25 protein-coding genes are annotated in these 24,789 nt (G+C 58.7%); 15 read left to right on the forward strand and 10 right to left on the reverse strand.

The window, feature by feature from the left end; all coding sequences use genetic code 11:
* Nucleotides 1-232 precede the first annotated feature (232 nt).
* Nucleotides 233-796 (reverse strand): sigma-70 family RNA polymerase sigma factor, encoded by a 564-nt coding sequence (locus ACSQ3H_RS08525; protein WP_436116653.1) that lies wholly within the window; start codon nt 794-796, stop codon nt 233-235.
* 193 nt (nt 797-989) lie between these two features.
* On the opposite strand from ACSQ3H_RS08525, the gene ACSQ3H_RS08530 reads away from it, so the two are divergent.
* From ACSQ3H_RS08530 to ACSQ3H_RS08545, 4 genes are all read left to right on the forward strand, one after another.
* The gene (locus tag ACSQ3H_RS08530; protein ID WP_436116654.1) at nt 990-1,703 is read left to right on the forward strand and encodes a DUF1223 domain-containing protein; all 714 of its coding nucleotides are present in this window, start codon (nt 990-992) and stop codon (nt 1,701-1,703) included.
* 102 nt (nt 1,704-1,805) lie between these two features.
* The gene (locus tag ACSQ3H_RS08535) at nt 1,806-2,099 is read left to right on the forward strand and encodes a hypothetical protein (RefSeq protein ID WP_436116655.1); all 294 of its coding nucleotides are present in this window, start codon (nt 1,806-1,808) and stop codon (nt 2,097-2,099) included.
* 204 nt (nt 2,100-2,303) lie between these two features.
* Nucleotides 2,304-3,176: a cytochrome b/b6 domain-containing protein gene (locus tag ACSQ3H_RS08540; RefSeq protein WP_436116656.1), complete on the forward strand. Its 873-nt coding sequence runs from the start codon at nt 2,304-2,306 to the stop codon at nt 3,174-3,176.
* Nucleotides 3,173-3,949 carry a molybdopterin-binding protein gene (locus ACSQ3H_RS08545; protein ID WP_436116657.1) on the forward strand — a complete coding sequence of 259 codons (777 nt, stop codon included), beginning with the start codon at nt 3,173-3,175 and terminating at the stop codon, nt 3,947-3,949. Before ACSQ3H_RS08540 ends, ACSQ3H_RS08545 begins: the two co-directional genes overlap by 4 nt.
* A 12-nt stretch (nt 3,950-3,961) precedes the next feature.
* Here ACSQ3H_RS08545 and ACSQ3H_RS08550 read toward each other — a convergent pair whose 3' ends face one another.
* Complete coding sequence (locus tag ACSQ3H_RS08550; RefSeq protein ID WP_436116658.1) at nt 3,962-5,062, reverse strand: nucleotidyltransferase family protein; 1,101 nt, start codon at nt 5,060-5,062, stop codon at nt 3,962-3,964.
* Nucleotides 5,063-5,256: 194 nt separating this feature from the next.
* On the opposite strand from ACSQ3H_RS08550, the gene ACSQ3H_RS08555 reads away from it, so the two are divergent.
* The gene (locus tag ACSQ3H_RS08555) at nt 5,257-6,291 is read left to right on the forward strand and encodes a Tim44 domain-containing protein (RefSeq protein ID WP_436116659.1); all 1,035 of its coding nucleotides are present in this window, start codon (nt 5,257-5,259) and stop codon (nt 6,289-6,291) included.
* A 198-nt stretch (nt 6,292-6,489) separates the two neighbouring features.
* Here the strand turns inward: ACSQ3H_RS08555 and ACSQ3H_RS08560 are convergent, their stop codons facing one another.
* From ACSQ3H_RS08560 to ACSQ3H_RS08570, 3 genes are read right to left on the reverse strand one after another with little or no spacing between them, the layout of a single operon-like run.
* Nucleotides 6,490-8,784 carry a xanthine dehydrogenase family protein molybdopterin-binding subunit gene (locus ACSQ3H_RS08560; protein ID WP_436116660.1) on the reverse strand — a complete coding sequence of 765 codons (2,295 nt, stop codon included), beginning with the start codon at nt 8,782-8,784 and terminating at the stop codon, nt 6,490-6,492.
* The gene (locus tag ACSQ3H_RS08565) at nt 8,781-9,764 is read right to left on the reverse strand and encodes an FAD binding domain-containing protein (protein WP_436116661.1); all 984 of its coding nucleotides are present in this window, start codon (nt 9,762-9,764) and stop codon (nt 8,781-8,783) included. Before ACSQ3H_RS08565 ends, ACSQ3H_RS08560 begins: the two co-directional genes overlap by 4 nt.
* Nucleotides 9,761-10,237, reverse strand: coding sequence for a (2Fe-2S)-binding protein (locus ACSQ3H_RS08570; protein WP_436116662.1), 477 nt, complete (start codon nt 10,235-10,237; stop codon nt 9,761-9,763). Before ACSQ3H_RS08570 ends, ACSQ3H_RS08565 begins: the two co-directional genes overlap by 4 nt.
* A gap of 192 nt (nt 10,238-10,429) precedes the next feature.
* On the opposite strand from ACSQ3H_RS08570, the gene ACSQ3H_RS08575 reads away from it, so the two are divergent.
* The 3 genes from ACSQ3H_RS08575 (at nt 10,430) to ACSQ3H_RS08585 (ending at nt 12,544) form a co-directional block, all read left to right on the forward strand.
* Entirely contained in the window at nt 10,430-11,053 is a 624-nt protein-coding gene (locus ACSQ3H_RS08575) for a TetR/AcrR family transcriptional regulator (RefSeq protein WP_436116663.1), read from the forward strand.
* Nucleotides 11,054-11,175: 122 nt separating this feature from the next.
* Complete coding sequence (locus tag ACSQ3H_RS08580; protein ID WP_436116664.1) at nt 11,176-11,700, forward strand: Holotricin-3 precursor; 525 nt, start codon at nt 11,176-11,178, stop codon at nt 11,698-11,700.
* 163 nt (nt 11,701-11,863) lie between these two features.
* Nucleotides 11,864-12,544 carry an HAD family hydrolase gene (locus tag ACSQ3H_RS08585; RefSeq protein ID WP_436116665.1) on the forward strand — a complete coding sequence of 227 codons (681 nt, stop codon included), beginning with the start codon at nt 11,864-11,866 and terminating at the stop codon, nt 12,542-12,544.
* 10 nt (nt 12,545-12,554) lie between these two features.
* Here the strand turns inward: ACSQ3H_RS08585 and ACSQ3H_RS08590 are convergent, their stop codons facing one another.
* Nucleotides 12,555-13,220, reverse strand: coding sequence for a TetR/AcrR family transcriptional regulator (locus ACSQ3H_RS08590; protein WP_436116666.1), 666 nt, complete (start codon nt 13,218-13,220; stop codon nt 12,555-12,557).
* Nucleotides 13,221-13,461: 241 nt separating this feature from the next.
* Between ACSQ3H_RS08590 and ACSQ3H_RS08595 the strand changes: the two genes are divergently transcribed.
* A complete protein-coding gene (locus tag ACSQ3H_RS08595) occupies nt 13,462-14,409 on the forward strand; it encodes a homocysteine S-methyltransferase family protein (RefSeq protein WP_436116667.1) in 948 nt (315 codons plus the stop codon).
* A 106-nt stretch (nt 14,410-14,515) separates the two neighbouring features.
* Nucleotides 14,516-15,022 (forward strand): TIGR02444 family protein, encoded by a 507-nt coding sequence (locus ACSQ3H_RS08600; protein WP_436116668.1) that lies wholly within the window; start codon nt 14,516-14,518, stop codon nt 15,020-15,022.
* On the opposite strand, the gene ACSQ3H_RS08605 is transcribed toward ACSQ3H_RS08600, so the two are convergent.
* The 3 genes from ACSQ3H_RS08605 to ACSQ3H_RS08615 form a co-directional block, all read right to left on the reverse strand.
* Nucleotides 15,017-15,601, reverse strand: a complete 585-nt coding sequence (locus tag ACSQ3H_RS08605; protein ID WP_436116669.1) for a UbiX family flavin prenyltransferase — start codon at nt 15,599-15,601, stop codon at nt 15,017-15,019. The two genes, ACSQ3H_RS08600 and ACSQ3H_RS08605, sit on opposite strands and share 6 nt — an antisense overlap.
* 2 nt (nt 15,602-15,603) lie before the next feature.
* Nucleotides 15,604-16,290, reverse strand: a complete 687-nt coding sequence (locus ACSQ3H_RS08610) for a GntR family transcriptional regulator (protein WP_436116670.1) — start codon at nt 16,288-16,290, stop codon at nt 15,604-15,606.
* Nucleotides 16,291-16,393: 103 nt separating this feature from the next.
* A complete protein-coding gene (locus tag ACSQ3H_RS08615; RefSeq protein ID WP_436116671.1) occupies nt 16,394-18,028 on the reverse strand; it encodes a UbiD family decarboxylase in 1,635 nt (544 codons plus the stop codon).
* A gap of 223 nt (nt 18,029-18,251) precedes the next feature.
* On the opposite strand from ACSQ3H_RS08615, the gene ACSQ3H_RS08620 reads away from it, so the two are divergent.
* Genes ACSQ3H_RS08620 through ACSQ3H_RS08640 form a run of 5 tightly spaced genes read left to right on the forward strand, consistent with a single transcriptional unit; the run spans nt 18,252 to nt 23,512 of the window.
* Nucleotides 18,252-20,693 (forward strand): xanthine dehydrogenase family protein molybdopterin-binding subunit, encoded by a 2,442-nt coding sequence (locus ACSQ3H_RS08620; protein WP_436116672.1) that lies wholly within the window; start codon nt 18,252-18,254, stop codon nt 20,691-20,693.
* A 16-nt stretch (nt 20,694-20,709) separates the two neighbouring features.
* Complete coding sequence (locus ACSQ3H_RS08625; protein WP_436116673.1) at nt 20,710-21,651, forward strand: ABC transporter substrate-binding protein; 942 nt, start codon at nt 20,710-20,712, stop codon at nt 21,649-21,651.
* A gap of 13 nt (nt 21,652-21,664) precedes the next feature.
* A complete protein-coding gene (locus ACSQ3H_RS08630; protein ID WP_436116674.1) occupies nt 21,665-22,171 on the forward strand; it encodes an SRPBCC family protein in 507 nt (168 codons plus the stop codon).
* Between the two features lie 18 nt (nt 22,172-22,189).
* The gene (locus ACSQ3H_RS08635) at nt 22,190-22,681 is read left to right on the forward strand and encodes a (2Fe-2S)-binding protein (RefSeq protein WP_436116675.1); all 492 of its coding nucleotides are present in this window, start codon (nt 22,190-22,192) and stop codon (nt 22,679-22,681) included.
* A gap of 15 nt (nt 22,682-22,696) precedes the next feature.
* The gene (locus ACSQ3H_RS08640) at nt 22,697-23,512 is read left to right on the forward strand and encodes an FAD binding domain-containing protein (RefSeq protein ID WP_436116676.1); all 816 of its coding nucleotides are present in this window, start codon (nt 22,697-22,699) and stop codon (nt 23,510-23,512) included.
* A 39-nt stretch (nt 23,513-23,551) separates the two neighbouring features.
* On the opposite strand, the gene fic is transcribed toward ACSQ3H_RS08640, so the two are convergent.
* A complete protein-coding gene (gene fic / locus ACSQ3H_RS08645; protein WP_436116677.1) occupies nt 23,552-24,652 on the reverse strand; it encodes a protein adenylyltransferase Fic in 1,101 nt (366 codons plus the stop codon).
* Nucleotides 24,653-24,789: the final 137 nt, after the last annotated feature.

Below are 24,789 nucleotides of genomic sequence, written 5' to 3' on the forward strand. Positions count from 1 at the left end.
TCGGCTGGCGAGACAATCACTAGGAAGGTGGCGAGGCCGATGTTTTTCCATCGGACGATGCCGCATGACAACGTGGGTGTCCGCCAGCCGGAAACCCGAAGGGCCGGGTGAATTCGGGCCAAATCCATCGGGCTTCGGCATCGTCCGATGGAAAGGCATCGGCCTCGCCAAATCCCTTGACCTTGTCCCGAATTCCCTCCGGCAGAACGCTTCAATATGGCAGCATCTCGCTCTAGCCGTCATCTGGTGCATGTCCTTTCAACTTTGCCGCGATCGCCTTTATTCCTCTGTGTATGCCAACCTTGACCGATGTTTCCGAAAGTCCGGTGCTTTGCGCTACCTCGGCGATAGACTGGCCTTCGATCTTTGTCCGGTAGATCAGATCCCGCGATTTTTCCGGTACCGTTTGCAAGAGCCGTTCCACATCCATGCGATCCGCCGCCGCATCGGACAGGTCTTGCGCAAACAGGTCCTCCACGTCGTCGAGCGGCACTGTCGCCCTTATGCGGTTGCGCCTGAAATGATCGATCAGCTTGTAGCGCGCAATCGCATGCAACCAAGAGGTGAAGGGCCGGTCGGTCTCGTACGTTGCCCGCCGCGTATGCAGCGCCATCAGGGTTTCCTGCACGAGATCGTCGGCGTCGCCCTTGTGCGCTTCCGCCAGCCGGCGCAGGAAATAAAAGCGCAGATGCTTGGCCAAGTCGTTGAGGAGAACGCCATAGCTCCGCGCATCGCCATCAAGGCTCGCGAGCATCAGTTCCTTCAATCGCGTTTCGACCGGATTCACTCCGTTCATTCCTTATTCGCGCGAAGCGGGATAAAAGTTACAGATGAAGTGGAACGCGGCAGAAGGTCAATGCCCGTGATAACAATCCGCCAAAGATTGATCACCAATCCGTGATCGTTGTAACCAATTCCTGTCGCCCTCCGTATTCCCTGATGTGACCGGCACATTTTGTCCGGTCATTCGGGAACGTGAGGAGACGAAGATGGGAAATCAGCAAAACCGGTTCCATGTGCTTGCCTTCGCGATGAGCGCCGCAACGGTGATGCTTGGCGCCAGCGCAGCGTATGCCGATGCATTGAAGCCGCTCACCGTCGTCGAGCTCTTCACCAGCCAGGGTTGCTCGTCCTGCCCTCCGGCGAACGCCAATCTGATCGAACTCAGCAAACGCCCCGGCATCCTTGCCCTGAGCTTTGGCGTCACCTATTGGGATCGGCTCGGCTGGAAGGATATTTTTGCCAAGCCCGAATACACGGACCGGCAGGAGGTCTATGAGACTCCACTCGGCCGTGACGGACCTTTCACGCCGCAAATGGTGGTCAACGGCCGCGCCGATGTCGTCGGCAACAGGATTTCCGAAGTGGATCAACTGATCGCGGCGCAGGGCAAGCTTAACTCGCCATCGCTTGATTTGAACAATCGTTCCCTGACGATAGGCGAAGGTACAGCACCAGGCGGCAAAGCCGACATCTGGTTTGTCACTTACAATGATCACACCGTGAATGTGCCAGTCAGAAGCGGCGAGAACAGTGGTCACACGCTTCCCCATAAGAACGTTGTGCACAGCCTGACCAAGCTCGGAAGCTGGGACGGCAAGCCTGAGACTGTGGATTTGCCCGCGGCAAAGCCGGGACTGCGCACGGCAGTTCTCATACAGACGCCGAATGGCGGGCCGATCCTTGCCGCTGCAACGCAATAACCAAGGAATTCCTGGCGATGCCCAGGATCACGTGGATGTCAAAGGCATCTGAAACTTGAAGGCACTTTCAATCGTGTCTCATTCAAACCAAGGAGAACAATCATGAACATTCTCACACGCAGCATCGCTCTTTCCGCTTTCGTTCTCGCAACAGGATTTGCCGGTGTGAACATGGCATCGGCCATGGACGCCACGAAACCGATGAGCAAGGCTGACTGCATGAAACATGCAGGCATGGAAAAAGACGCCATGAAGAAGGAATCCATGATGAAGGAATGCGACACAATGGCGATGAAAAAGGATACAATGAAGAAAAGCACCATGACGAAAAAGGATGCGATGAAGCCTGATACCATGGGCACGATGGCTCCGAAGAAGAAGACGACAACAAACTAATATTTGATTGGGTTGTGCGTGGTTCGCCGTTCGACAGGCTCACGAGGAAGGAACTCATCATGAGGGAGGTTGGTGCTTATGGTGAGCGCAGGTTCCAACCTCGCGACTTTGTGCATTGCTGCATTGAGCCAACCTCCCTCATGGTGAGCTTGTCGAACCACGCACAACCCGCTCCTCTGATTGTAAAGGCCCATGGAGGCTCGAATGACAAGCGTCACATCAGGTGTCACCGACACCGCCAAGCCCAAGAAGGTGCTGTTCTACCGGCATTCAATCGCGGTGCGCATCACCCATTGGCTGAACGTTTTGTGCCTGAGTTTCCTGCTGATGAGCGGCCTGCAAATCTTCAACGCTCATCCATACCTTTATTGGGGCCAGTACGGTTCTGACGCGCTTCCAGACCCTTCGTTCATATCCATTGGTGCTGTCGAGGATGGCGATACGATCAAAGGGGTGACACGCATCGGTTCGCTGTCACTGAATACGACCGGCGTGCTTGGCGCCTCGACCGAAGACGGCGAGCTTAGCCCGCGTGCTTTTCCTTCCTGGATCACCATTCCGAGCTATCAGGACCTTGCCACCGGGCGCCGCTGGCACTTCTTCTTCGCCTGGTTCTTCGTCATCAATGGCCTGGTTTATTTGCTCTACGGCCTGATCGGCCGGCATTTCCGCCGCGATCTCGTACCGTCCAAGGATCAATTGACGCCGAGCCATCTGGCGCAGGAGATAGCGGACCATGCGCGGCTGCGGTTTCCCAAGGGCGAGAAAGCGCGGCACTATAATTCGCTGCAGAAGCTGACCTATATGGCCATCATCTTCATCATCCTGCCGCTGATGGTACTAACCGGCCTGACCATGTCCCCGGGCTTCGATGCAATCTTTCCGTGGCTGCTCGATGTCTTCGGCGGCCGTCAGTCGGCCCGTACCATCCATTTCATCTCGGCGTCGCTGATCGTCATCTTCGTTATCGTTCACATCGTCATGGTGCTGGTTTCCGGCGTCTGGAACAATCTGCGCTCGATGATCACCGGCTACTATGCGTTGAAGTTCGAACCAAACAAGGAAGCGCCAAAATGAGCTTCGATCTTACCCGCCGCCGTTTTCTGATTGGCTCCAGTGTCGCGGCAACCGGACTGCTGACGGGTTGCGGCGATGGGCTCGTGCAGAGCACGACCGTCAACGATATCCTGCAAAAGGCAGAATCCCTGACCATGGGCGCGCAGCGCCTGCTCATGTCGCAGCAGACCCTGGCGCGGGAGTTCTCCGAGGCAGATATTTCCCCGCTTTTCAAGGGTAACGGCACTACGCAGCCCGATAGCGAAGACTATACGCGCATGACGGAGAACAATTTCGCCGACTGGAAGCTCGTGGTGAATGGCATGGTTAAAACGCCGCTGAACCTGTCGCTGGCCGATCTGAAGGCGATGCCATCGCGCACGCAAATCACCCGGCACGATTGCGTCGAAGGCTGGAGCGCCATCGGCAAATGGACAGGCGTGCCGCTCGGGCTCGCGCTGGAGAAGGCCGGGCTCGCGCCCGGCGCACGCTATGCGGTGTTTCATTGCGCCGATGACCTCGAGCCATCGCTGGACGGTAGCGGCCGGTATTATGAAAGCATCGATCTTGTCGATGCCTGGCATCCGCAGACGATCCTTGCCTACAGCATGAACGGCAAGGATCTCGAAGTCGCCCACGGTGCGCCGCTGCGCCTGCGCGTCGAGCGCCAGCTCGGCTACAAGCATGCCAAATACGTCATGGGCATCGAGCTCGTCGATAGCTTCAAGAATCTGGCGGGCGGCAAGGGTGGCTTCTGGGAAGACCGCGGGTATGAGTGGTACGCCGGCATTTAATATCCCAAATCCCTATGGTGCATTTGGTATCCCATAGTCAGACGGATTCTCGTCAATGTCCTTCGTCCCTTCGGCCAAGCCACGTCTTATGCCGTCTATTTGACGTTCAGGAACGTAGGAAAGCCCGAGAGTAACTGCATCCTTCCATGCGGAACCTCGTTTCCAGGCTTCACAAAATGCGATTGCCAGGTCGGATTGACGGCGGGTGCCTATCAATGCATCCATAAGCAACGTTGCTTGTCTTATATCTTTGTCGCGCTTGCTTGATGCGTTGTCGTCGCTCCGACGTTTGGCAGCCACGATAAGCTTATGGACTGCATACCGCTCCGGGGCAGGAACATTCACGGGTATTCCGCTCTTATGAAGCAACACCGAGCGAACAGGTTCGTAGATGAGATAGTCGAGAAATCGCAGTGGTTCGGCCGCCGCGCCGCCGAGGGCAGGCATTTTGAGCGGCTTTCCCGCATTGGTATCACTGCCAATGTTTGGAGTCAGAAACTCGACCTTGTATTTCTTTGCATTTTGAAATTGTGTTGTCTTGCGCCCATCATTTTGGTGCGGGATTTCGCGAAATGTCGGATCAATCTGTCGCAAAACATCGAGGATTGGGGGGATAGTATCCTGTATTGCAGTTGAAACGGAATGAAACTGGGCGAAATCCGCATCGCCGGTTTGCATGGCGGAGTTTGGTAGTCTGACCCCGAGAATTCCGGAGTAAGTCTGAAAAGCCACCGTGCCGACCAACACTGATCTCAGCCTGAAAACCCCGGCATTAGCCAAGACTTCGACAACGTCGCCAGTGAAACGTTCGGGCGCCGCCATTCCCGCTTCCCGCGTCAATGTTGAAACGAGCTTTCGCCGCGCACGCAGATCGTCTTTGATGTCCTTGAATGCAGCTACTCGTTTTGAAATTTCATCATCGCTCTTCGGACCCACGTATGTCCTCTTGTCACCATTTTCGGTTGGACGATCAAAGTACCAGTAATCGTGGCCCTTGATTGCAACTGATACGAAGCGGCCTTCCAGTGGGAAGTCTGCCTTGAAACTTGCATCAAGCGATCGTTGCCCGAGTTCGGCGAACATCGTACGATAGACAAGGTCGATTTCCTTCACTTAAAACTCCCGCGTTATAATGTTCCCGCAAAAACATTATAACTGAGGTCAAACTTGTTCAAGTTATAATGTTTTTGCGGAAACATTATAACTTGGTTATCCCAAAATTTGCTCGCCAATCCTTAAAATCAGCGCTTGCCCACACCATATGCGTGGACGAAGTGTCACGTGACACGCATAGAGGAGTTTTTTGCATGCCGCTTCACCTTTCTCGTCTCGGCCGGATTGCCGCGATACTCGTCATTGGATTGGCGGTTTCGTTAAGCGTTGTCTATGAGGCCGATGCCCGGCGTGCCGGCGGTTTTGGTGGTGGTTTCGGCAGCCGCGGTTCACGTACTTTCCAGGCCCCCGCGCCAACGCGCACTGCGCCTTCAACTGCTGCTCCGATCGAACGCTCGATGACACCCAAGCCGCAGAACCAGCCCGGTGCAATGGCCCCGCAGGCGGCGCAGCGTCCAGGATTGTTCGGGGGCATGGGCCGTTCGCTGATCGGTGGCCTGCTGGTCGGCGGTTTGCTCGGCGCGTTCCTTGGATATGGCTTCGGCGGTGCCGCCGGCATGCTCGGCATGCTGCTGCAGATCGCCTTGGTCATCGGTGCGGTCATGCTCGCCATGCGCTTTTTCCGTTCGCGCCAGTCTTCGACGGCAGCGGCCGGTGCGGGACAGGGTTTTGGCCGCAACGCCTATAATGAAGAACCGTCCAACGTCTCGCCGATGCGGGTGCCGACGATAGGCTCTGCCTCGAACCAGAATACGGCAGGGCAGGGCACGGCAGGTTACAGTCAGGGTTATGCGTCGGCAGGTCCCGCTGCAGCTTCCGATGAGATCGGCCTGAAGCAGGACGATCTCGAAACCTTCGAGCGGCTTTTGACCGACGTGCAGACGGCCTATGGCAAAGAGGATTACGCGACGCTGCGCAATCTCACCACGCCGGAAGCCATGTCCTACCTCGCGGAAGAGCTCGGCCAGAATGCGACGGACGGTCTGCGCAACAGCGTCTCCGATGTGAAGCTCCTGCAGGCCGATATCGCCGAGGCCTGGGCCGAGGGCGACGCGGAATACGCGACGACGGCCATGCGCTACTCGAGCGTCGATGCCATGGTCGACCGGACGACCGGGCGTGTGGTCAAGGGCGATGACGGGCAACCATCGCAGACGACAGAAGTCTGGACTTTCGTGCGCAAGCCCAATTCGGACTGGAAGCTTGCGGCCATTCAGGACGCCGCCTGAGAGACCATTTGATTACTTCACCCTGATGGCCATCTGATGCGATTTTCTCCGCTTCCGGTGCTCACGGACCAACAAGTCCGCTGCGCTCCGGTTCTCGAAAACCACACCAGCTCGCTCATCAGGCTGAATTCTCAAACGGTCTCTGCCCAAGATATTCGACATAGAAAAACCCGGCACAAGTGCCGGGTTTTTTGTTTCCTAGATCAGCTTTTCAAGCGTGATCGGCAGGTCGCGGACCCGTATGCCGGTGGCATGGTAGACCGCGTTGGCGATGGCGGGCGCAACACCGACAATGGCGAGTTCGCCCACCGCCTTGCCGCCCAGGACCGAGGCGTTCGTATCGGGAATACCGACCGAGATGACCTCGAGATTGGGAATGTCCGCATTGGTCGGAACGAGATAGTCACCAAGGTTGGTGTTCATCACGTGGCCATTGCGCTGATCGATGAGGCCTTCCTCGAGGAGTGCCTGACCAATGCCCATGATGATACCGCCCTTCCACTGGCTTTCGGCCAGCCTCGGGTTATAGAGCCGGCCCGAATCCAGCGCGGACACCATGCGGGAAACGCGGACCGTGCCGAAATCCACATCCACACGCACCTCAACGAAATGCACGCACCAGCTGTGCATCGAGTAGTCGCCCTCGGTCGGTGAAAGCATGGTCGAGATCGTGGTGAAGTTGCGGTAATGGTCGTCCTTGTTGCGCAGGTTTTCCGGCAGCGTGTCCCGCAGCGCCTCGATACGCTCACGGCCGGTGCGCCGCATCACCTCGGCAATAGCGACACTGGAACCTGCATCGCGCGGTGAAGAAATCTGCCCGCCCTCGATGGTCAGCGTGTTCGCCTGCAGGTCGCGGAACGGCGAATTCGGATCGTTGATGGCGAGGCCAATCAGCTCGTCGCGGGCTGCAAGAGCGGCTACGTGCACAGCGCCGGTCATCAGGTTGGCGAGTTGCGAACCACCGGCAACCGGCGCGCGCGGCAACGAAGAATCGCCGAGCTTGACCACGACTGTCTCGACGGGCACGCCGATCGCCTCGGCCGCAGTTTGCGCGAGGATCGTATAGGTGCCCTGACCCATGTCGATGCCGCTGCTGGCGACTTCGATCGTGCCATTGCTCAAGATCCGGACCATTGCTTCGCCCGGCGTGCGGCGAACCGGGTATGTGCCCGCGGCAACGCCGTAGCCGATCAGCTGCTTGCCCTCGCGCATGGAGCGGACGCCAGGGTTGCGCTTCGCCCAACCGAAGGCTTCCGCGCCTGCGGCATAGGCTTCGCGCAGCCGGCGCGTCGACCATGGCTTTTTGGCGTGCCGGTCCTCCTCGGCATAGTTGAGCAGACGGATATCGAGCGGATCGATGCCGACCTCGTAGGCAAGTTCGTCGATGGCGCATTCGATGCCGAAGGCGCTGGGGTTTTCGCCGGGCGCGCGCAACGCGCCGGGCTTCACCGTATTCACCGGCACGATATTCTGGCGCGACGAGAAATTCGGCGTCGCATACATGATGGACGTGACCGAGCCCAAGGGTTCGACCGCGACGTCATTCATCGACGTCTCGTTGGCGCTGCGATGCACGATCGACAGCAATTTGCCTTCGCTTGTAGCGCCGAGCGCGATGGTCTGCCGTGTCGCAGGCCGGCCGCCGAAAGCGGTGAACGTCTGTGGCCGCGTGATGGCAAGTTTGACGGGACGGTCGAGCATCTTCGCGGCGATTGCCGCAACCGCGCCGTAGCGGGTTGGCAGAGCCTTCGAACCGAAGCCGCCACCAATATAGGGCGACAGCATGCGCACATTCTCGAACGGTATGCCGAACCATTCGGCATAGGTGCGGGACATGCCGTCGATCCACTGGCTGGGCTCCCAGAGGGTCAGCATATCGCCCTGCCATTGGGCGATCAGGCCATGGGGCTCGATCGGTACGTTGTATTCGCGCGGTGTCCTGTATTCCTGCTCGATGCGGACGGGAGCGGCAGCAAGCGCAGCTTCGGCATCACCCCATTCCTTGGTCATCATATCGATCGGATAGCCTTCGCCGGACCGCGGATCGTCGAAGCTCGAAATGGGGGTGGTCTCCTCATAGGTGACCTTGACGAGTGCCGCAGCGGCGGTTGCCTGCTCGAAGGTCTCGGCAATGACAGCGGCAATATGCTGGCCGCTGAAGGTGATATCCCGTGCCAGGGGATCGTAGGGAACGGCGGGCGGCGGAGCGCCTGTCCAGTCCGTCGCTGTCTTGATCGGCAAGGCGTTGTCCGGCGTCAGGACAAGCAGGACACCGGGAGAGGCCTCCGCCGCCGCGGTATCGAGGGTGACGACGCGGCCGGAAGCGATCGTGCTGTCAACGATGACCGCGTAGACCATACCTTCCGGAGAGTGCTCCATCGCGTAATCGGCCGAACCGGTGATCTTGGCGGGGCCGTCGATGCGGGCAAGGCGGCCACCGAGCAATCCGTCCGAAGCGTCGCCGTGTTTCATTTTGGTGTCGACAATGGTCATGCCATGGCTCCCGTTTTGAGAATGGCGCGTTCAATGACGCGCGGGGCGAGCTCGATCTTGTAGTGGTTGCCGCCATGGGCGATAGCGCCTTCGACAGCGAGACGGCTGGCGTTCTTGATGGTGTCCGGCTCCAGCTCCTTGCCGCGAAGCGCATCTTCGACTGCGCGGGCACGCCAGGGTTTGGTTGCAACGCCCCCAAGACCGATCCGAATATCGCGGATGGTTTCGCCATCCGGCTCGAACTCGATGCCGACAGCAGCGCTTGCAGCGGCGAACTCATAGGACTGGCGGTCGCGCACCTTCAAATAGGTGGAGCAACGCGCGGCGGCTGACGCCGGGATCGTGATCGCGGTGATCATCTCGCCGGGCTGCATCGCGTGTTCCTTGTTCGGTGTGGTGCCGGGCAGAAGGAAGAAATCGTCGATTGCGACTTTACGCTCGCCGAGATGCACGACGGCATCGAAGGCGACGAGGGCAGCGGCGAGATCGCCCGGATAGGTTGCGATGCAGGCGTCGCTGGTGCCGAGAACCGCATGGCCGCGATTGACGCCTTCCATGGCCGAGCAGCCGCTGCCGGGAACGCGTTTGTTGCAGGCGGGAAAAGCTGCCGGGTCGCGAAAATAGGCACAGCGCGTGCGCTGCAGAAGATTGCCGCCGATGGTTGCCATGTTGCGGATCTGCGCTGACGCCGCCTGCCACAGGGCTTCCGACACCGCCGGAAACGCCGAAAGGATTACAGGATCGGCAGCGACGTGGCTCATCTTTGCCAAGGCGCCAATGAAAGCGCCTTCGGCATCGACACGGATCGCATCGAGACCTTTGAGGCGGGTGATATCAACGACCCGCTCTGGATTGGTGACACCGCATTTCGCAAGGTCGAGGAGCGTGGTGCCGCCGGCAAGCAGCATGGTCGCTGGCACGGCCGCCGCACTTACTGCTTCTTCGATCGAGTTTGCGCGAAGATAGGAGAAATCTCTCATGACATCACCTTTGCAGCTTCGCGGACCGCCTCGACAATATGCGGATAGGCCCCGCATCGGCAGAGGTTGCCTGACATATATTCGCGGATTTCATTGTCGGAACCGGCATGGCCTTCGCGGATGCAGGCCACCGCGGACATGATCTGTCCCGGCGTGCAGTAGCCGCACTGGAAGGCGTCATGCTCGAGGAACGCGGACTGGACCGGGTGAAGCTCGGCGCCGGGATCGGAAAGCCCTTCGATGGTCGTGACCGCGCGGCCTTCGACCTGAACTGCCAGTGTCAGACAGGAAAGCACACGCTCGCCGTCGACATGCACGGTGCAGGCACCGCATTGGCCCTGGTCGCAACCTTTCTTGGTGCCGGTCAGTTCAAAGTGATCGCGCAGCGCATCCAGAAGGGTCACGCGCGGTTCGACGACAAGGGATTGTGTCCGGCCATTGATTTCGAGATTGATGGTGGTTTGATTGGTCATAGGCGTCCTGCTCCAGTACGCTTAGGGGTGTCCAGCGGAGTTCTTCTGAGGTCAAGGCCCAAAAAACATGACATAGTGGACTTAAATGGGGTAATAGTTCGAAGGTTCCGGAATAATCGGAGGTGCCTCCGTTTCTTAACATAGCGACTTGCCGCTAAGGGTTCAAGTCACTTTCTTGTTGGAGTTGCAATATTGGGCAGCAATGCGTCAACCGAGTTGAAGGAGACACGCTCGTCCCTGCCGGAAAAGCGCTTGCGGGCGGATGCCAGCCGCAATCGGGAAAAGCTCATCGAGATTGCCGGGATTGCCTTTGCCGAACGAGGCGGTAACGCCTCGCTCGAGGATATAGCGCGGCAGGCCGGCGTAGGCATTGGTACGCTCTACAGGCATTTTCCAACGCGTGAACATCTTGTCGAAGTGGTCTACCGGCGCGAGGTCGAGGCGCTTTGCGACGCCGCGGAAGAACTGGCGCAGAACAAAGCACCGGATGTTGCCCTGGCCGAATGGATGCAGCGTTTCGTCGATTATATTGCCGCAAAGCGCGGCATGGCGAACAGTCTGCGCATCCTCTTCGACGCGAATTCCGAAGTATTTGCCAATACGTCAGGTATGGTTGCGCTGGCCTTGCAGCGTCTCGTCGATGCTGCCGTTGCCGACGGGTCCATCCGCAGCGATATCGATATAAACGATATATCTCAGGCTCTGTCGGGGATCTATTCAGCCCCTGATACGCCCGACTGGCGCGACCGTTCCCGCCGCCTTGTCTCGTTGCTGATGGATGGGCTACGTTGGGGATCGCCGAAGGCGAGGTCCTGACAGCCGGGCCACCGTATCAGGCTGAAATGGTATGTGAGCGTCCGTGTCCCCCGTTGCCACATTGGGGCCGCAAACGAACGATTATTTCTGTAAGTTATTGGAAGTGTTTTTGGGAGGTGGATATGGTTCAATTTAAACGGGGCGTCATTGTAGCAGCTTGCCTTGGCTTGTTCGTAAGCGGCGCAGTTCTATCAACGACAGATGGTTTTGTAGCACCAGCTTTTGCCGATAAGGGCGGGAATGGTGGTGGCCATGGGAATGGCGGTGGCGATGGAAATGGAAATGGGAACAGCGGTGGAAATCACGGCAAGTCCGCCGATCGTGGCAATTCGGCCAAGGCTCACGACAAATCCAAAATCGAGAAAGCATCTCTGGATGCGGATGACGACGAAGATAATGTCAAGCTCGGTCCTCTCAATGCCGCTCATGCGTCTGCACGGGCAAGAGAACGGGCTTCACCCAACTCGTCCGTAGGCAAGATTGCCACATATGAACGCAGCCGCGAGGAAGCACTGGCGCTGGCCGATCCTGCGCTCAGGGAACAGGCGCTCGATGACGCGGTGGCAGAGCTCGAAACAGCGTTTGGACGCACCCTGACCGATGCGCAGGTCGATCGCGTCAACGCATTGCTGGATGCACGTCAATAACCTTGGCAATGTCCATACGGTGATTTTCGAACAGCGGTCTTCGGGCCGCTGTTTTCATTTGAAGCCCATGGCCGAACATTGACTGGGCTGAGCGGTACCATTTGAACATCCTATGCTCTAGTCTGCCTCGCGCAGAACAGGTTAACTTGGAGAGAAGAATATCGTGCCAGCCGCAGCTTCATCGGTTTTCGACAAAAAATACGCAGCGTTCCTGTTCGACATGGACGGGACCATCCTGAATTCTACAGCGGCGGCAGAGCGCGTTTGGGCAAGGTGGGCGGAAGAACATGGGCTCGACGTCAAGACGTTCCTGCCGACCATGCATGGCGCCCGTGCTGTCGATACCGTGCGCAGGCTGGGTCTGCCTGGGGTCGATCCGGAGCAGGAAGCCATCAGGATCACCGATGCCGAAATCCTCGATGTTGAAGGGATCGTGCCGCTGCCAGGCGCTGCGGAATTTCTGGAGGCACTGCCGCCGGCGAAATGGACAATCGTAACCTCATCGCCGCTTGAACTGGCAAAGCGCCGGCTGGCCGCAGCGGGAATTCCCGTGCCTGACAATATCGTCACGGCCGAAGACGTAAAGGTCGGCAAACCCAATCCGGACTGCTATCTGCTGGCGGCACGAAAGCTGGGAGTTAACGTGAAGGACTGCCTTGTCTTCGAGGACGCCGTTCCGGGGATCCTTGCCGGCGATGCTGCAGGGGCCGATGTGATGGTGATCACCGCGACGCACAAGCACCCCATCGAGACTGCGCACACGACCATTCACGATTACCAGGACCTGCACACACAGGTCGATCGGGAGGGGCGGCTGTTCCTGATGAGAACAGTCGATGCGTGAAGAATATCGATCAGTTAACCGCTTCCGAAACGGTGGTGGAATTCGGCATCGGGATCGTTAGGTGCGGCGTTGAAGAAAACAGCAGCTTGATGAAGCTGCGGAAGGCCATGACCTGCCTTTCGATTCTGGTCGGGTCGTCCAGTGCCTTCGACATGATGATACTGCCATCGATAACGCAGGACAGCATGTCCGCCACATCATCGAAATCGATCTGGTCGCGCGGGGGGTGCACGAGAGCGATATTGTCGAGAATAGCCCGGAACCTTGCGTTCCATGCTTCAACCGACCGTGCCGTCAGGTTCAGGACTTCGCGGTCGAACTGCCGCTCCTGATAGCAAATGCAAGCGATGAGACAGCCGGGGTGACCATTCGGCAGATCAGACATGACCTCGGCGAGGAGTTTCAGGGCGATGAGAAAAGCCTGGAGCGGATCGTCCGACAGTTGGTGCCCGCGCTCGATGACATCGTCGAACACCCGGTCATTGGAGCAGACGTATCGTTTCAGCATAATGTGAGCGAGTTCGTTCTTGTCCTTGAAGTGATAGAAAAACCCGCTCTTCGTTATGCCCGCTTCAGCGATAATCTCCTCTATCGATGTCGCAGCGAAGCCCTTGGCCAACACTGACATCTCGGCGATTTCAAGAATACGTTCGCGGGTCTCGTCTCCCTTGCGCATGGCATTATCCCCTCAGAACTACTGTACCTCCAGTACGGTTTCAGCCGGTCGATGATAGCACAGGGAAGCGTTCCATCGCTATTTCTTGGCCTATCTCACTGAAATTGCATTCGTTTTTCTGTGTGCGAAACAACCCGACCATGAGGCTTCTAGATTGCCTGGAACGAAAGGCGCAAAACGGAACATGCCGGGAGGAGAGGCAATCAGCCCATACCGGCCACTCTTGTCAGTGGAGACAATCATGCCCAAGTACCGCCAAAACCTGCCGCAACTCGCCGGGAGCACCTTCCTCAGCGACGGTGGCATGGAGACGACATTCATCTTTCACGACGGGATCGACCTTCCCGAATTCGCGTCCTTCGTGTTGATGGCCAGCCCGGAAGGCAGGCAGCGACTGAAAGATTATTACATCAGCTATCTCAGGATCGCTCGGGAGAATGGAACCGGCTTTATCCTCGATACCCCGACATGGCGGGCAAACCCGGACTGGGGCGCCAAGCTTGGGTATAACGCCGACGCTTTGCGGGCGGTAAACAGGGATTCGGTCGATCTGCTACTCGACCTTCGCAAGGAATTCGAGGCGGCTACGACGCCTTGCGTGATCAACGGGGTAATTGGACCGCGCGGCGATGGCTACAAGGCCGGCAACATGAATGCTGAAGAAGCCGAAACATACCACGCGGCGCAGATCGAGAGTTTTGCACGAACCGAAGCGGATATGGTCGCGGCCTATACGCTCACCAACTACAATGAGGCCATCGGCATCGCACAGGCGGCAAAAACCCATGCCATGCCTTGCGTGATCTCATTCACGGTCGAGACCGATGGAAAACTGGTGACGGGCTTGTCGCTCGGCGATGCGATCAACCGGGTGGACGATGCAACCGGGGGTTCGCCAGCCTACTACATGATCAACTGCGCGCATCCGAGCCATTTTGCCGATGCACTGGCAAAGGGTGAAGCGTGGCTCGATCGCGTGCGCGGCGTCAAGGCGAATGCTTCGACCAAGAGCCATGCGGAGCTCGATGATTCGGTTACGCTCGATGCGGGCGACCCGGTCGATCTGGGGCGGTGGTACAATGGCCTGACCCGGTCATTTCCGAAGATGCGTGTTCTGGGCGGGTGCTGCGGTACGGACCATCGCCACGTTGCGGCGATCTGCGAGGCCTGTTTGCCACAGACTGCTTGAACCGGACGAGCCAACATTATCCGGTTTGCCTTCCTTCATGCTCGCGAAACTGGTAAAGCGGGGCCGGATCAAGTCATCTGGCCCCGCAATTGCCATGAGGGAAAGCATGCAGGACATGAATATCGGACTATGGGATTTCGCCCTGCGTCTCTACAAGGCCCCTGACGTCGCCGATGCATGCCTTGCCTTGCAGGAAAAGAGTGGCGTGGACGTGCCGGTTCTGCTGTTCGCCGCATGGCTCAAGCAAGGGTCGATTGCACTTTCTCCGGCAAAGACAGTGCAGATTATCGGGCTGGTCGACGAATGGCGCGATGAAGTTGTTGCACCGCTGCGCGCCATCCGCCAACGGATGAAGACCGGGCCAAAACCTGGGCCCGACAAGCACACCGAAGCCCTGCGTGACGCCGTGAAGGCCGCCGAGCTTTCCGCAGAACGGATCGAACTCATGGAACTCGAAACGGCAGGGCTGGCTCTCGCCACGATTTCAGACGACAGCAACCGTTCCGCCGGCGAAAACCTGACGCTCGTCGTGCGTTATTACCATGGCTCGACCTTGGATGCGGGCGCGCGCCGGGCCATCGCGACCATTGAACGGGCACTGATTGGCTTATGATGATTGCTGGCCGGATTCGTCTTCTTTCCAGCGTTTGACGAGCGGCAGATTGATATCGAACAGATCGAGTGCGCGTCCGACGGTCTGGTTGACCATGTCATCGATCGTCTTCGGCTTGCTGTAAAAGGCCGGAACGGGCGGCATGATGATGGCGCCATTGCGCGTCGCCTGGTCCATCAGCGCGATGTGCCCGGCGTGCAGCGGCGTTTCGCGGAGCAGCAGAACGACGCGGCGGCGCTCTTTGAGGCAGACATCGGCAGCGCGCACGATCAATTCGTCATTGTAGCAATTGGCGATGCCGCTCAGGGTTTTCACCGAGCAGGGCGCGACCAGCATGCCGGCGGTGCGGAAGGAACCGGACGAGATAGCCGCACCAATATCGCGGTAGTTGTAAAGCTTGTCGCCGAGGCTGCGGATCTCGTCGGCGCTCATGTCGAGTTCGTCGGCGGCGGTGCGCAGCGCTGACGGCGAGACGATTGCATGCGTCTCGACATCTTTGACATCGCGCAGGAGTTGCAAGGCGCGAACGCCGTAGATGACCCCGGAGGCCCCGGTAATGGCGATAATTAGGCGGCGCATGACTAATTGGCCGACTCTGATGCATGCAGCGCCGAGCGGGCGGAGTGGGCCACATGCTCCTCAGCCGCAGCCTTTGCAGCAGCCTTGTCGCGTTTGGCGATGGCAGTGACGATCTTCTCGATCTCGGCAATGCTCTGGACGCGCCGCTCCGGACGCACGACGGAACGCCGGCGCAGCGGCGACGTCAGCACCGTCAGCTTGCTGAGAACACCGAACGCAATCGGATTGCGCGCTCCCGTGCAGATCCTGTCGTAGAAATCGCGTTTGCTGGCGACGATTTCTTCGGCATTGCCATGCAGGTAAGCTTCCTTCAATCGCACAAAGTGGGCTTTCAGCGCCTCAACCTCTGTTTCAGGCGCGTTCTCGATAAACTGTTCGACAATCAACGGTTCGAGCACCCCGCGGATGCGGTAGATGTTCTCGGCGTCCTCGGACGTTATGGTGACCACGGCAAGGCCGCGATTGTTGAGGTCGGTGAGAATGCCTTCCGATTGCAACTGGCGCAGCGCTTCGCGCAGCGAGGTGCGGCTGACATTGAGCTGCTGGCACAGGTCTTTCTCCACAAGACGCGTACCCGGCTCCAGCAATCCCGTCTCGATTGCGCGCCGGAGCGACTTCATGATCTTGTTTCTCAGCGGCGCAGACTCATGTGTAAGCGGACCGAATGGTTCCATGACCGGATCGTTCATTTTATCCCTCGCAATGCTGCTGCCTGCGTTGTGTTGCCTGTACTGGTAGCGCCAATCCCGGTCGGCGCTGCCAGTATATCAGAATCGGGCGATAGTCGCCTGATTATGCTTTCTTTTCAATATCGCGCGCCGGTGTTTCCGGTTTCATACCGCCTTTGCGCCGCGAGAAGGTGTTTTCGCCATTGGAGCGCCAATCGCCGCTGACGGCCTCATCGGCAAAGTTGCTCCAGACATCGCTCCAGTCGCCGAGCGAATAGCCGTGCCATGGCGGTTGCGGCGAGAGCGGCGGCAATTGCAGGTTTTCCCATATCTCGCGGGCACGCACCATGTAGGGTTCCGCAGGCAAGGCCAGGGGCGGCATGGGCGCCTTCAATGTGGCGTCGATGAGAAGCGTGCCTTCGGCGTTCTTGTTTGCCGATTTCGGCCCATGCCCGCCGGAGCGGTAAGGCGTGACATGCACGTCATCGATCATATTGGCGCGGTAGGCGAGCGACCAGAACACGGCGTCAGCATTACGGGCGTCGATATCGTCGGAGACGGCAATGACGATCTTGCCGCACTGCGCCTGAAGCATCGCCGCGCCCTGCAGGCCGCGCCATATTTCCGATTGCGGCGCACTGCGGTCGAATTCGAGGAAGATCACCTTGCGGATGTTGGTAAGTGGTTCATGCATGACCACGCGCTTGATGCCCTTGATGTTGAGCACTTTCTTCAGGTGATTGAAGAACAGCGGCTCATAGGCAACGCGCTTGAGAACGCTCGATTCGCTGGGCGTGACCTGGCTGACGATCGAGACAAGTACAGGCTTGCGCTTGCGGGTGATCGCCGTCACGCGCATCGACATGTTGAAATCCTCGAGCGCCACGTGGCCATGGCTTTCGCCGAAGGGCCCTTCCGGCTCCAGTAGCTCGGTGTCGATCAAACCTTCAATGACGATTTCGGCGTCGGCCGGTACTTCCAGATCAATAGTCTTGCACTTGACGATACGGACAGCTTCTCCAATAAGACCTCCCGCAACGCCGAGCTCGTCCTGATCAATCGGAAGCTTCTGCGGCCCGGTGAAAAGCACGGCCGGGGCGCAGCCGATCACGATGGCGCAGGGCATGGGTTCGCCGCGCTTCTGGTACTTCAGCCAATGCTGATAACCACCTGCACCGGAGAGACGGCTCGCCATGCGCACGCCAAGCCGGTCTTCGGCTTTCAGCGCGGCGCGATAGGTGCCCATGTTGCGGATGCCATTTTCCGGATCGCGCGTGACGCAGAGTGTCGCGGTGAAATAGGGAGCACTGTCGAAGCCGGGCGTCGAGACCGGAACCGGCAGGCTGCCGAGGCCGCGCCCTTCGATCTTGAGATCGTCGCCAATGATGACGACTTCCTGGCAGGGCGCGTCCTCGACCATGACGGGGTCGATGGGGTTTTCCATGGCGTTGACCCAAACGTCGCCGATCTCGCTCTCGGGTACGCCAAGACCGATGGCGTAGATTTCCGGCGAAGCGGCGAGGACACCGACTGCAACCGGAATATCGTATTTCTCGCCCTTCGCACCTTTCACATCGGTGAAGAGAAAACCCCGCCGCTGCGATTCGGGCAGACCGCCCTGGAACTGCCAGCGTGCCAGCGGGTGCAATTCACTGTCCTTGTCGATCGGAACCTGGATTCGCGTCAGAAGACCGCGTTCTTCCAGCCGCCCCAGATGTTCTTGCAGGTCCAATGGAGCCTTGCGCTTTTGCGTCGTCATGTAAGTCTCATACTCCCGAATATGCGCCTCTCCAACGCCGCGCAGGCGAGGGTGAAAACGCAAAACCCACTCATAATCATAAGAGCGATCAGCCCCGTCAGAAAGATATTGCGTGCGAACCCGCATCTTTTCGATTGCATTACTCCGACATACTGTCATACATTAATACGAAGAGCAACAGAATGTCGCCGACGTAATTTCAGCCGGCAGGGGTAGAGGATTTATGGGAAGCCCACTTCATAGAAGCACGAGCGGACACGGGACGGCCGTACTGGAAAAGTCTGAGCCAGCTGGCCTGTCGCCGGAAATGAAGCTTGTACGCGATGCGTTGTTCCGCCATGTCGGAAAGCCGCTTCCGCGCAAGGAAGATGGGCGGTTGATTACCGGCAAGGGCCGTTTTTCCGACGACTTCAGCCTGCCCGGTCAGACATTTGCCGCAATGGTCCGCTCGCCATACCCGCATGCGCGTATCCTCGGCATTGACACGTCCGAAGCGCTGGCCAGTCCCGGCGTACTGTCTGTGCTGACTGGCGCCGATGTGCTCGCCGACGGGCTTGAACCGATCCCGCACAATCCGGTTCCCTCGACGAAATTCGACGTGAAGCTGACGGCTGCTGGCGGCGGCACGCCATTCACAGGCCCGCATTATCTGCTGCCGGCCGACAAGGCGCGCCATGTGGGCGAAGCCATAGCGATTGTCGTTGCCGAGACGGCAGCGCAGGCGGCCGATGCAGCGGAAAAAGTCTTCGTCGACTATGAGGAATTGCCGCACGTCACCGAAACCGCAAAGGCCGCGGTGCCCGGCGCGCCTGCGGTGTGGGACGAAGTGCCGGATAATGTTTTCATTGACTCGAGCTTTGGCGACGAAGCGGGTACGGCCGCCGCCTTCAAGGCTGCCGATCATGTGGTCACGGCTGAATTCCATATCGGCCGCGTGACCGCCGTGCCGATCGAGCCACGGTCGTCGCTCGGGCATTTCGATGAGGAAACCGGCCGCTATACGCTCTATGCCGGCAGCGGCGGTGCCGTACGCCAGAAGGGTGAGCTTTCCAAGGTTCTCGGTATCGAGCCGAAGAATCTGCGCGTGCTTTCCTACGATGTCGGCGGCAATTTTGGAGCGCGCAATCGCGTCTATGTCGAGTTCGGCCTTGTGCTTTGGGCATCGAAGAAGATCGGGCGGCCGGTCAAATACACGGCAACGCGTTCCGAGGCGTTTCTAACGGATTATCAGGGCCGGGACCTCATCACCAAGGTGGAGCTGGCGCTTGATCGCGAGGGCAAATTCCTGGCGATGCGGGCGGACAATCTCAGCAATGTGGGCGGGCGCTGCGTTTCCTTGTCACCGCTGAGCAAAGGATCCGGTCTGATCACCGGCTCCTATCACATTCCGGTGGCGACGCTGCGCGCTCGCGCCGTCTTCACCAATACGATGTGCACGCAGGCCTACCGCAGTTCGGGCCGCCCGGAAGTGACTTACGCAATCGAGCGTCTTGTCGAAAAGGCCGCGCGCGAACTCGGCTTCGACAAGCTGGAGCTGCGCCGCAAGAACCTCGTTTCACCGGATATGATGCCTTACACCAACGCCGTGGGCTCGATCTATGACAGCGGCGAATATGAAAAGAACATGGACCGTGCGCTCGAGCTTGCCGACTGGAACGGTTTCGAGGTGCGCCGCGAGGAAGCCGCGAGCCGCGGCAAATTGCTGGGCCGAGGTTTCGCCAATTATGTCGAGTCCTCCATCGGTTCGCCGAAGGAGCGTGCCGAGATCGAAATCAAGCAGGATGGCACAGTCGAGGTCGTGATCGGTACCCAGCCGAGTGGCCAGGGTCACGAAACCAGCTTCGCGCAAGTGGTTGCCGACATGATCCAGGTGCCTGTCGAAAAAGTGTGGATCATCCTTGGCGATACGGACATAGTCAGCGTGGGCGGCGGCTCGCATTCGGGACGCTCCATGCGCCATGCGGGAACCGTGATGGCCATGGCCTCGGCGGATTTGCTCAAGGAAGGGCGCCGCCGTGCAGCGGAGCATTTCGGCGCTGACTTCGATGCTATCGATTTCGAGAGCGGTCATTTCAAGCTGCGCGACACCAACCAGACGATCGATATTTTTACGCTCGGCAACCTGTCGCGCGAGAAGGACGGCCCATTGCGGGTGGCGCGTGACAATGAGATGCACACGCCGGTGTTCCCGAACGGCGCGGCCATCTGCGAAGTCGAAGTGGATCCGGAGACCGGGCATGTCCTTATCACCAGTTACGCGACCGTCGATGATGTGGGCCGCTGCATCAATCCGCTGATCGTGCACGGCCAGACCCATGGCGGTATCGCGCAAGGGGTGGGGCAGGCGATGTGGGAGCTTTGCGCAGTGGATGCCTCGTCGGGCCAGCCGCTCGCGGGATCGTTCATGGATTACGGCATGCCGCGCTCCGACAATATGCCGTCCTTCAAGTGCGAGATTGCCGAAGTAATTTCGCCGACCAATCCGCTTGGCATCAAGGCCGGCGGCGAGGGCGGAACGACGCCCGCGCTTGCGACGGTCGTCAACGCCGTACTCGACGCGCTCAAGGATTATGGCGTCACGGATATCGATATGCCGGTCACCCCCCATACCGTGTGGCGGGCAATTCATGAATCGAAAGGCGAGCGCGATGCTCGCGCGTCCTGAGGAGGATTTCTCGCAAATGACTGCAGAAACGAAAACCAATATCCGCGTCATCGCTTTTCCGGGCGCTCCCAACCTGCCGACATTCGCGGCAATGGAGCAGGGATTCTTCGCCGATGAGAATCTGTCGGTCGAATTAAGTCTCACGGGGAGCTCGGTCGAGCAGGCGCAGCGGACTGCCGCGGGCGAATTCGACGTAGTTTTCACCGCATTCGACAATGTCGTGGCGTACGGCGAAGGGCAGGGTGCGGCAGGCGCCGGCGTCGATCCGGGTTATGTCGTTTTGATGGGCGGGACGCAGCTTGAACTTGCGATCGTCACGGCCCCCGAGATCAAGGAATACTCAGACCTCAAAGGGAAATCCGTCGCGCTCGATGCGCTCTCGACAGGGTTTGCGTTTGTCCTTTTCGATATGTTCGAAGATGGCGGACTGAAGCGGGACGACGCGACCTATGCGCCGGTGGGAGCCACGCCGCAGCGCTGGCAATCGGTGAAGGGCGGTGAACATGCTGCGACCCTGACCATTGAACCGTTTACCAGCATCGCGCGCCGCTCGGGCTTCAATGTGCTCGATGTGTCGACCAGACTCTATGACACCTATCAGGGCGGCGTGGTTACCGCGCGGCGCGCATGGGCAAAGGAAAACCCGCAAGCTGTTCGCGCGTTCATTCGCGGTTACCTGAAGGGCCTCGCCTGGACACTCGATCCGGCCAATCGCGAGGCCGCCGAAAAGCTGCTGCAGGCGAAGATGCCGGAAATCCAGCCCGCAGCATTGCAATCGGTGATGACCAGCCTGCTGTCGCCCAAGTCGGGGCTGACACCGGATGCGAAAATCATTCCGGAAGGCATGACGCGTGTTCTCGAACTGCGCTCGCGCTACGGCAAGGGTGGGGCACCGCTGACCGACCCGGCAAAATATCTGGATTTGTCGCATTACGAGGCCGTAACCGGCGCGAACTGAGAGGAGAAGTTTTATGGATCTCAAGGGCGAATACCGCATTGCTGCGCCACGCGAACATGTCTGGGCGTTGATCAATGACCCGCAGGCGCTGCGCGAATGCATCCCCGGCTGCAACAGCCTTGAAGGCTCGCTGGAGGACGGTTTTACCGCCCGCGTGACCACCAAGATCGGCCCGGTCAAGGCGACATTCGAGGGTGAAGTCACCCTGAGCAACGTGAAGGCGCCGGAGAGCTATACGATCTCCGGAGCCGGCAAGGGCGGTATCGCCGGTTTCGCCAAGGGTGGCGCCGATGTCCATCTGGCCGATATCGATGGCGAGACGGTTCTGACCTATATCGCCAAGGCGCAGGTCGGCGGCAAGCTGGCACAGCTCGGTTCGCGGCTGATCGATTCAACGGCCAAGAAGCTCGCCGATGAGTTCTTCGCCAGCCTTGCAGCACGCGCAGTGCCTGCTGACGTTGCGGCCGCAGCACTTGAAACACCGGCCGAGCGACCCAAGGCTCGCTGGTTCTCCAGATAAAACAAAGGTAAGGCACCCATGTCCAACGTCGCCATCACCGTCAACGGCACTCTCCACACGAGGGAGATCGAAGACCGTACGTTGCTCGTCCAGTTCCTGCGCGATCACCTTGGCCTGACCGGAACGCATGTCGGCTGCGACACGACGCAGTGCGGCGCTTGCACCGTCATCGTCGATGGCAAGGCAGTGAAATCCTGCACGATCCTTGCCGCGTCGATTGACGGCGCGTCAGTTTCTACGGTCGAAGGCCTGGCCGATGGCGAGAAGCTGCATGACGTGCAAGCCGCCTTTCATGAGCATCACGGATTGCAGTGCGGCTTTTGCACGCCGGGCATGATCATGGCATCGGTCAATATGATCGCGCGTCATGACGGGGCCCTCGACGAAGCAACGGTCCGGCACGAGCTTGAAGGCAACCTTTGCCGTTGCACGGGATATCACAACATCGTCAAGGCGGTTCTCTCTGCCGCCGAAAAGCATCGCGCGGCTCATGCCGTCGCAGCGGAATGAAGAAGGCAGACTCTCATGTATGAGACCAGGTATCATCAGCCGAAGACGCTTCATGAGGCGGTCGGCCTCTTCTCCGAGGTCGAGGAAGCAGCCTACCTTTCCGGCGGGCACACGCTGATACCCACAATGAAGGGAAGGCTTGCGGCTCCTGCCCATCTGATCGATGTGCGCCGAATCCCCGAGCTTTCAGGGATTACTGTCGGCCCTGATCGCATCGTCATTGGCGCCGCGACAACGCATGCGACCGTTGCCGCATCGGAGAAGATCAGAGCGCTCATTCCCTCGCTTTGCGGCCTCGCGGGTTCGATCGGCGATGTGCAGGTACGGCATGTCGGCACGATCGGCGGTTCGATCGCCAATAATGATCCGGCGGCCGATTACCCATCAGCCGTGCTGGCGCTCGATGCGACGCTGCATACAGAGCGCCGGAGTATCCCGGCCTCTGAATATTTCGCCGGGCTTTACACGACGGCACTGGAACCTGGCGAAATTCTCGTTCGCATCGAGTTCAAGGTGCCGGAGATCGCCTGTTACGCCAAGTTCCGCAATCCTGCGTCGCGATATGCCTTGGCGGCTGCCTTCGTTGCCCGCCATCGCGATGGCAATATCCATGTGGCGATCACGGGTGCCGGAAACTCCGGCGTCTTCCGCTGGGCCGAAGCCGAGGAAGCACTGCAGGCGCGGTTCGAGCCGGATGCGGTGCAGGGACTGCTGCCGGATGAGAACGACCTCATGGGCGACATGCACGCCCCTGCCGACTATCGCGCGCATCTTGTCGGGGTCGTAACCCGACGTGCTGTGGAGAATCTCGGCGGTACGCTGATCGAATAACGAACACGACGCTCCCAAGCGACCGGGGCCGATGGCATGTCATGTGCCGTTAGGCTGGCTGCTCTCGGACAGAAGATCAAGCAGTCGCGGATTGATGTAAAGGTTCTCGCGTCCAGATCGAACTTCTCGAAGCAGACCAATGCCGACCAGTGCTTTTAGATAAGTGGAAGCGGCTTGCCTTTTGGCAATTCCTGCGTCAACGAGATCACCGATACGGCAGTAAGGGTTGACGAAGATAATTTCTGCAAGTTCTCGAGAATAGATTTTTGGCAGTTCCTGACGAATTCTAGCAGTGGTTTCGTTTAAAAGGTCGCGAATCGCGCGGATCTTCGATGTAGACCATCGTGCGGTGTCCCGCACTGCTTCAAGCATGAAGAGAATCCAATTCTCCCATTCGCTATCTGCCGTAACGGACAGAAGCCGTTGATAATAGACGGATTTGTTTCTGATGATATAGCGGCTGAGGTAGAGGATCGGGATTTCCAAGAGACCTTTGTCGACGAGATAAAGTAGATTCAGGACGCGCCCTGTCCTGCCATTGCCATCGGTAAAGGGATGGATTGCTTCGAACTGATAGTGCATCACGGCAAGGCGGATTAGCGGGTCGACCTCGTCGGTCTCGTGGATATAACGCTCCCAGTTCGCGAGTTTGTCGCGCAGCAGCTCTTTTCCCTCAGGCGGAGTGTAGATGACGGCACCGGTTGCGTCGTTCATGAGCGCTGTCCCTGGTGTGGCCCGAACATCGAGATTGATGCCTTTGATGGTTCGGCAGACTTCTATTGCTACCGACGTCGATACCGGGCGCTGCTCCAGCATGCGAAAGCCTTGATAGAGAGCTGTCCGGTATCGCAGAGCTTCTTTCGTTGCTGCATCTGCCTGATTGCCTGCCTCATTGGCGTAGCGGAACAGGCGATCAGTTGTGGTCACGATGTTCTCAATTTCGGAACTCGCTTGCGCTTCAAGGAGTGGGATTGAGTTGATCAGGACCGCTTGGTTTGGGATCAGTTGACCGGAAACTCGTAACTCTGCCAAAGCCGCACGTGCCTCGATACAAGCTTTCAGGATTGCCTTCGTCTCCACATCGTTTTGTGGGGGGAGTAGCGGCAGATCGTTGTAAGGGCGTTCAGGATAGAACGGCATGTCGGCATTCCCAGCTTTTGTCGACACGTTGTTTGGAAATGTCGATCGAATCGACATGTTGCAGGAACATGTCGATAGAATCAAATTATATCGATATGTTCGGCAAAAACCGCCGCAGTTGCCCGCAGCGGTTTTTG

This window comes from Phyllobacterium sp. LjRoot231, assembly GCF_964253365.1.
Lineage (GTDB): Bacteria > Pseudomonadota > Alphaproteobacteria > Rhizobiales > Rhizobiaceae > Phyllobacterium.